Genomic DNA, 8444 nt, shown 5'->3' with positions numbered 1-8444 from the left:
GCTCATCAGCACCGCGGCCACGACCGTCAGTCCGAAATTCTTGAAATATTGCCCGGCGACGCCCGGCATCAGCCCGACCGGCAGGAACACCGCGACGATCGTCATGGTTGTCGCGAGCACCGCGAGGCCGATCTCGTCGGCCGCATCGATCGAGGCCTGATAGGCCGATTTGCCCATCCGCATGTGGCGCACGATATTCTCGATCTCGACGATCGCATCGTCGACCAGCACGCCGGCAACGAGGCTGAGCGCGAGCAAGGTCATCATGTTGAGCGAGAAGCCCATGAGGTCCATGAACAGGAAGGTCGGGACCGCCGACAGCGGGATGGCGAGCGCCGAGATCAACGTCGCCCGCCAGTCGCGCAAGAAAAGGAAGACGACGACGACCGCGAGGATCGCGCCCTCGACCATCGCATTGATCGCCGAATGATATTGGCCTTTGGTATATTCGATATCGCTGAACAGCTCGGTGAATTTGACCTTGGGGTTTTCCTTCTCGAGTTTTCGCAGCTCCTCGACCGCAGCGTCATAGACGGTCACATCCGAGGCGCCCTTGGCGCGCTCGAAGCCGAAGGTCAGCACCTGCCGCCCGTCCTGCTTCGAGACCGAGCGCTGCTCGGCGTAGAGATCCTTGACCTCGGCGATATCGGCGAGGCGCACGGTCCGGTTCGTCCCGACCGAGATTAGCGTCTCGCCGAGCGCGTTGGCGCTGCTCGCGTTCCCGAGGATACGCACCGCCTGCTCGGAGCCCGCGACCTCCATCCGGCCGCCGGCCGCATTGACATTGAGCTGGACGAGCTGGGTGTTCACCGCGGCGGCGGTAAGGCCGTAGGCGCGCATGCGTTCGGGGTTGAGGATGACGCGGATTTCGCGGCTGACGCCGCCCCGGCGATAGGCGTCGCCCATGCCGGGGACCGCGATCAGCCGCTTCGCGACGACATTGTCGACATACCAGCTCAATTCCTCGAGCGTCATATCGGTGGCCGAAGCCGACCAATAGGCAAGCGTGTTGCCCGAGGTAGAGAGGCGGATAACCTGCGGTTCGAGGATGCCGTTCGGCAGGTTGCTGCGGATCTGGGTGATCTTGTCGCGAATGTCAGTCACCGCCCGGTCGATCGGCGTGCCGATCGCGAACTGGACGAAGGTCTGCGACTGGCCTTCGGTAACCGTCGAATTGAGCTCGTCGATCCCCTCGATCGTCCGCACCGCCGCCTCGACACGCTGCGTGACCTGCGTTTCGAGTTCGGTGGGCGCGGCGCCCGGCTGGGCGATGATGACGATGGCGCCCGGAAAATCGATGTCGGGATCGCTCTGGACCCCCATCATGAGGAAGGAGACGATGCCCGCCACCGTCAGACCGAAGAACATGACGAGCGGCGGGATCGGGTTCCGGATGGACCAGGCCGAGATATTCTTGAAGTTCATCCTCTCTCCCCCTTCCGGTTCGATCCCACCGCGACTGTGCGCCCTCAGCCCATGCTGCGATCGCGATAGGCGAGCAGGCGAAGCGCGTTGGCGACGACGACGAGGGTCGAGCCTTCGTGCGCCGCGACCGCCGCACCGATTCCGAGTCCGAAGATCGTCGCCGGCACGAGGACCACGACGACGCCGAGGCTGACCACCAGATTCTGGCGGATGATGCGGCGCGTCTGGCGGCTAAGTCCGATCGCGAACGGCAGATGAGCGAGGTCATCGGCCATCAGCGCGACGTCGGCGGTTTCGAGGGCAACATCGGACCCCGCGGCGCCCATCGCGATCCCGACGGTGGCGCTCGCCATCGCCGGTGCGTCATTGACGCCGTCACCGACCATGGCGACCGGCTGCTGCGCCTTGAGGTCGCGAATGGCGTCGACCTTCTGATCGGGCATCAGGTCGCCCCAGGCCTCGTCGATCCCGACCTCGGCGGCAATCGATTCCGCGACCTTCTGGTGATCGCCCGAAATCATGATCATCCGGCCGATGCCGAGCTCGCGCAGTTTGGCGATCGCGGTGCGCGCCGCTTCGCGCGGCGTGTCCATCAGACCGATCGCGCCAAGATCGCGGTCGCCCATACGAACGACCATCGTCGTGCGGCCCTGCTCGCGGAGGCCGGCGATCGCAGCCGCCACTTCGCCGCCGATCGGCGCGATGCCGTCGGCACCGAACATTTCGGCCTTGCCGATCAGGACGGTTTCGCCCTCGACCTTTGCCGTGACGCCGCGACCCGTCAGGCTGTTAAGGTCGTCCGCCACCGGTACGCGCGTCGACGTCAGCATGGCCTCGCCATCGCGCGCGATGGCAGCGGCAAGCGGATGATCGCTCAGCCGCTCGACCGCCACCGCGATCCGCAGCAGTTCCTCCTTCGGCACGCCGCTGGCCGGCAGGACGTCGGTGATGCGCGGCTTTCCTTCGGTGAGCGTTCCCGTCTTGTCGAACGCCAGCGCGGTCAGCGAGCCGAGATTTTCGAGCGGGCCACCGCCTTTGACCAGCACGCCGCCGCGCGCCGCACGCGCAACGCCCGACAGGACGGCACTCGGCGTCGCGATCGCGAGCGCGCACGGGCTTGCCGCGACAAGGACCGCCATGGCGCGATAGAAGCTGTCGCGGAACGGCTCGTCGACAACGACCCAGGCGAAGAGCAGGACGAACACAAGCGCGAGCACGCTCGGCACGAAGATGCGCTCGAACTTGTCGGTGAAGCGCTGGGTCGGCGATTTCTGCGTTTCCGCCTCGCTCACCATCTTCACGACCTTAGCGAGCGTGGTATCGGCCGCAAGACGGGTTACCGCGATCTCGATCGCGCCATAGCCGTTGATGGTGCCCGCGAAGACGCGATATTTTGCGTCGAGTGCATCGGGCTTTGCCGCGGCCTGCGCACGATCGGCCACCGGTTCCTTGTCGACGGGGACGCTCTCGCCGGTCACCGGAGCCTGATCTATCGCCGTGCGGCCAACGACGACGAAGCCGTCGGCGGCAAGACGCTCGTTGGGCTTGACGATGACGGTGTCGCCAATCGCCAGCTGCTCGACCGGGACTTCGCGAGCCGTCCCGTCGGCATCCTTCACCGTCGCGGTCTGCGGCGCCAGCTCCGCAAGCGCCTCGATTGCGCGCTTGGCGCGGCCCATGGCATAATGTTCGAGCGCATGGCCGAGGCTGAAGAGGAAGAGGAGCAGCGCGCCTTCGGCCCACGCACCAAGCGCGGCAGCGCCGGCCGCGGCGACGAGCATCAGCGTGTCGATCTCGAAGCGCTTGAGCTTCAGATTCTCGATGGCCTCGCGGACAGTGAACCAGCCACCGAAGCCATAAGCGGCAATATAGAATGCGAGCGGCACCCACTCCGGCGCCGCGGCGAGCTTCTCGATCGCAAAGCCGATGCCGAGGACGAGACCGCACAGCAGCGCGAAGATCAGCTCGGTCCGCTCGCCGAAGATGCCGCCATGATCATGGCCATGGTCGTGGCTATCCTCGCCCGTATGGCCATGTTTGTGATCTGGCCCATGCGCGTGATCCGGACCATGGTCATGGCCATCATCGCCATGTTGGTGGGCGGCTTGTGCCGGGGCAGCCGCGGCGACGGCAGTCGATTTCTGAGTGACGCCCATATCCGAGAGTGTCTTTCTGATCATTTCGATGGAGGTCTCCGAGCGCTGGAACTCGGCGCGCAGCGTACCGGCGGCGCCGACTTCGGCCTCGATCACGCCCGGCATTTCGCGAAGCTTCAGTCCGATCGTCCGCGCGCGACGGGCGTGGCCGACGCCTTCGAGGTCATCCCAGAAGAGATGCTGATACTGGCCGGTGAGCTCGGCACCGGCGCTGCGCGCGAGCTGCCGCACGCGTTCGAGCGGGAGAATATCCGGACGGTAATGGATGCAGAGCTGTGGCGGCGAACCGTCGCTTGAGCGGACAACATGGACCTTGTCGACGCCTTCGCGTCCTTCGAGTTCGCTCGTCAGGCGCGCGACGCAGCGGTCGGCGGTATCGGCGACTTCGGGGAGGAGAAGCGGAATATCGAGCCGCAACTGGTCACTCATGATGCCATCCTTTTCTGTTGGCGGTCGGCAATGCGATCCGGGCGCATGTTAAACGCGCGGCAGGATGAGGTGCGGGAGCCATTGCGGGATGCGACCCGGCTCCCGCACCTCCCTGACAGCCGGAAATCCCTGCCCGTGGTGAGGGGGGCGATTGAGAGGGGCCTCCGACGGCCAGGTTTCGAATTCAAGATCATGCGCGGCGCCCGCTTGGCCGCGCGTAGCGGGACTGAACTGTCGTGCGACGGAGTTGCTGTTCGAGCGCCATGTTCGAGCGCTTGAGAAAAACGCTGCAAACCCGCCGCAGAATGGGATAGCCGAGCCATGAGAAGAGACCCGCGCATTCCAGGCGATGGGTAACCTCCACCCCTTGGCCGAGCTTTTCGAGCCGGTAGCTCTCCTCGATGACGAGCAGCCCGCGCGTGCCTGTCCGCCAGGAGAAGCCCGTCAGCCAGTCGAGGCCGGTTATCCGCCCCTCGGATGCAAATTCCGGACCCCGCTTCCCGCGCGGAGAATAGACATAGCCTACGCGCTCATCATCTCCCGGACGATCGGTGAAACGGAGCGTCGGATGCCAGTCGTCGTACCGCTCGATATCGACGAGCAGTCGCCAGACCCGCCCGATCGGGACCGGCAAGCGGAGCGAGGTGCCTACCGAGAACATCGGAGACCTCCTCGCTCGCACGAGCTGGTCCGCGACGCAGGCCGGGGACCTGCGCCGCGGTGTAGACCGGCAAGATGCCGGTCAGCTCTGAACATCGGGGGGCTCCGCGGCGGATTTCCCGCCGAGGATTTCGACCGCTTCGAGCGTGATGAGCCCGATGTCCGGTATTTCGGTCAGCTGCGCCGCAAAGTCGCGGAGCCGCTGCTCCTCGTCGATGATCTCGATCACGACCGCCCGGTCATTCTCCAGCGCATGCTTGCGGTGGAGATGCGCCGAGCGACCGAAACCGAGAACCGCTTCGAGCACCGTAACGCCTGCCAGCTTTTGCTGGCGAGCGAGTTCGGAAATGAACTCGAAGACCCGCTGATCACCGAAGAAGGCGGATTCATCGGTGTAGATGCGCAAGAGCTTGGATGCTTTTGTCATGACAGTCTCTCCCTATTCCGTGACCGGCTGGACCGCCGACTCCGCTTTTCGCTTGAGGAACTTCGGCTGCCAGTTCGCCCCGAGGACGACTTTTGCGATCGCGGGGAGAACGAGCAGCGTCAGGATGGTCGCCGCGATGAGACCGCCGATGACGGTCGTCGCGAGAGGCTTCTGCACCTCGGCACCCGTGCCGGTCGCGATCGCCATCGGCACGAAGCCGATCGCGGGCACGAAGCCGGTCATGATCACCGCACGCATCTTCTCGGTCATGCCCTCGCGGATTGCCTCCGTGAGCGGGACATCATTCTCGAGCCGTTCGCGGATCGCCGTCATGACGACGAGACCGTTGAGCACCGCGACGCCGGCAAGGCAGATGAAGCCCACCGCCGCCGACACCGAGAAGTTGATGCCCGTAAGCGCGAGAGTGAACACCCCGCCCGCGAGCCCAAGCGGCACGGCGAGGAACACGGCGGTCGCGCGCCCGAACGTGCCGAGCGCCATGTAAAGCAGGATGAAGATGCCCGCGAAGCAGAGCGGCACCACGATCGAGAGCCGCTGCGATGCGGCCTGCAGACTTTCGAACTGCCCGCCCCATTCGAGGTAATAGCCCGCCGGAAGCTTCACATTGGCGATCTTCGCCTGCGCTTCGGCCACGAAGGATCCCGCATCGCGGCCTTCGAGGTTCACCTGCACGACGACGCGCCGCTTGCCATTTTCGCGGCTGATCTGGTTGAGCCCTTCGGTCAGCCGGATCTGCGCCACCTGGGCGAGCGGTATCTGTCCGCGATTGCCGCCCTCGGAGGGCAGCAACACGGGCAGCGCGCGGATGTCGTCGAGATTGACCCGGGTCGCGTCGGGGACGCGAACCGTGATGTCGAAGCGCCTGTCGCCCTCATAGAGCAGGCCGGATTCCCGCCCGCCGAGCGCCGCCGACACCGTATCGGCAACCTCCTGTACCGAGAGACCGTAGCGCGCGATCGCATTGCGATCGAGCTTCACGTCGAGCGTCGGAGCGCCGCCCACTTGGTCGGCCTTGACGCTGCCCGCACCCGGTATGCCCTGGAGCACGCGCACCATCTCGTTCGCCGCGAGCGACATCTTGTCGAGGTCGTCCCCGTAGAGCTTGATGGCCACGTCGCCGCGAACGCCCGCGATCAGTTCGTTGAAACGAAGCTGGATCGGCTGGCTGACTTCATAAAGCTGGCCGAGCTGGCCGCCAGCGGCTTTCTCGATACGCTCGACGACATCGGCCTTCGAATCGACACCTGCCGGCCACTGATCCTGGGGTTTCAGGATCACGAAACCGTCGGAGATGTTCGGCGGCATCGGGTCGGTCGCCACCTCGGCCGTACCCGTCTTCGAAAACATCAGCTCGACTTCGGGCAGGCTCGAGATCGCCGTCTCGACGTTGCGCTGCATGACCAGAGACTGTTCGAGGCTCACCGAAGGCACGCGCGTCGAGGCAAGCGCCATATTCTTCTCGTCGAGCTGCGGAATGAATTCCGAGCCGAGCAGTCCGAACGCCGGGATCGCAAGGACGAAGAAGGCAAAGCCGCCGGCGATGAAAGCCCACGGCTTGGCGAGCGCCTTGTCGAGCAAGGGCAGGTAGCGCTCCTTCGACTTGCGGATCGCCCAGACTTCCTTCTCGGCAACCTTGCCGCGAATCATCAGCGCGACAAGCGCCGGAACCAGGGTGATCGCGAGAATGAAGGCCGCAACGAGCGCGAGCATGATGGTGATGGCCATCGGCGAGAAGGTCTTCCCCTCGACGCCCGTAAACATCAGCAACGGCGCGAAGGCCAGTAGGATGATCGCCTGGCCGAAGACGGTCGGTTTGATCATCTCCTGGCTCGCGCGCATCGTCTCCTCGAGACGTTCGCGAAGGTTGAGCAATCTCCCTTCATGCTCCTGCCGGTGCGCCAGTCTGGCGAGGCAGTTTTCGATGATGATCACCGCCCCGTCGACGATCAGACCGAAGTCGAGCGCGCCGAGGCTCATCAGGTTACCGGGGACCCGGAAGGCGTTCATGCCCATCGCCATCATCAGGAAGGAGAAGGGAATGACGAGCACCGCGATGATCGCGGCGCGCCAGTTGCCGAGCAGGAAGAAGAGCGCGGCCGCTACGAGCAGCGCGCCTTCGGTGAGGTTCTTTTCAACCGTGCCGACGGTTGCGTTCACGAGCTTGGCGCGGTCGAGTACCACCTTCACTTCGACGCCGGGCGGCAGGGTCTTCGACACCTGCGCGATCTTCGCCGAAACATCCTCCGCAACAGTGCGGCTATTCTGCCCGATCAGCATGAGCACGGTCCCGATGACCGCCTCCTTGCCGTTCATGCTGCCCGCACCGGTTCTGAGGTCGCCGCCGATCTTCACATTGGCGAGCTGTCCAACCGTCACGGGCACGCCGCCGCGCGTCGCGACGACGGCGTTGCGGATTTCGTCGACCGAGCGGACGCGTGCATCGACGCGCACGAGATAGGCCTCGCCTGCCCGGTTATAGTAGTTGGCACCGACCGCGAGGTTGGCGCGTTCAAGGGCTTCGCCCAGTTCGCTATAGGAAATGCCGTAGCTGGTGAGGCGGGTCGGATCGGGTTCGACCACGAAGGTCTTGGCATAGCCGCCGATCGAGTCGACGCCGGCGACGCCGCCGACCGACTTCAATTGCGGGCTGACGATCCAGTCCTGGACCGTGCGAAGATAGCCCGATTTGGCGATCTCGTCGGTGAGGATATCGCCCTCGGGGGTCAGATAGCTGCCGTCGGGTTGCCAACCTGGTTGGCCCGCGACCTTCTTGGCGCCCTTCCCGTCGGGATTTTTGTAGCCGACGGTGTACATGACGACCTCGCCGAGACCCGTCGTGACGGGACCGATCTGCGGCTGGGCCCCGTCGGGAAGATTCTCGCCCGCCTGGAGAAGCCGTTCGCCCACCTGCTGGCGCGCGAAATAGAGGTCGGTTTCATCGGTGAAGATTGCCGTCACCTGGCTGAAGCCGTTGCGCGAGATCGAGCGTGTCGTCTCGAGCCCCGGAATGCCGGCGAGCGAGATTTCGATCGGATAGGTTACGAGCTTCTCGATTTCGACCGGCGAGAGACGCGGATCGATCGTGTTGATTTGCACCTGCTTGTTGGTGATGTCGGGAACCGCGTCGATCGGCAGCTTGGTGAGCTGCCATACGCCGAGTCCCGCGATCACGAGGAAGAGAAAGAGTACCGCCCAGCGCGCGCGGACGGATAGCGCCATCAGTTTCGCGATCACGGTTTATTCCTCCTCGCCCGCGCCCTTGCCGAGTTCGGCCTTGAGCAGGAATGCGTTCTTGGTCGCGACGATCTGGCCCGGCTTCAGCCCGG

Annotated in this window: 5 protein-coding genes; all 5 read right to left on the bottom strand. The window is 64.8% G+C overall.

Annotated elements, in window-relative coordinates; genetic code table 11:
* A partial coding sequence (locus tag JNM03_RS01990) for an efflux RND transporter permease subunit (protein WP_294033983.1) occupies positions 1 to 1425 on the bottom strand: 1425 nt, incomplete at its 3' end.
* A 44-nt stretch (positions 1426 to 1469) separates the two neighbouring features.
* Entirely contained in the window at positions 1470 to 4010 is a 2541-nt protein-coding gene (locus JNM03_RS01985) for a heavy metal translocating P-type ATPase (protein WP_003046486.1), read from the bottom strand.
* A 190-nt stretch (positions 4011 to 4200) separates the two neighbouring features.
* Positions 4201 to 4671: an SRPBCC family protein gene (locus tag JNM03_RS01980; RefSeq protein WP_003046490.1), complete on the bottom strand. Its 471-nt coding sequence runs from the start codon at positions 4669 to 4671 to the stop codon at positions 4201 to 4203.
* An 81-nt stretch (positions 4672 to 4752) separates the two neighbouring features.
* Positions 4753 to 5097 (bottom strand): DUF190 domain-containing protein, encoded by a 345-nt coding sequence (locus tag JNM03_RS01975; RefSeq protein WP_003046493.1) that lies wholly within the window; start codon positions 5095 to 5097, stop codon positions 4753 to 4755.
* A gap of 12 nt (positions 5098 to 5109) precedes the next feature.
* On the bottom strand, positions 5110 to 8352 hold the full coding sequence (locus tag JNM03_RS01970) for a CusA/CzcA family heavy metal efflux RND transporter (protein WP_003046495.1): 3243 nt from the start codon (positions 8350 to 8352) through the stop codon (positions 5110 to 5112).
* Positions 8353 to 8444: the final 92 nt, after the last annotated feature.

Source organism: Sphingopyxis sp., assembly GCF_016793825.1.
In the GTDB taxonomy this organism is placed as follows: Bacteria; Pseudomonadota; Alphaproteobacteria; order Sphingomonadales; family Sphingomonadaceae; genus Sphingopyxis.
This window is presented reverse-complemented; position numbering and strand designations above follow the sequence as displayed.

Excerpts from the sequence above, each read along its gene's own strand:
- JNM03_RS01985 (WP_003046486.1), bottom strand. The coding sequence starts at position 4,010 with ATGAGTGACCAGTTGCGGCTCGATATTCCGCTTCTCCTCCCCGAAGTC.
- JNM03_RS01980 (WP_003046490.1), bottom strand. The coding sequence starts at position 4,671 with ATGTTCTCGGTAGGCACCTCGCTCCGCTTGCCGGTCCCGATCGGGCGG.
- JNM03_RS01975 (WP_003046493.1), bottom strand. The coding sequence starts at position 5,097 with ATGACAAAAGCATCCAAGCTCTTGCGCATCTACACCGATGAATCCGCC.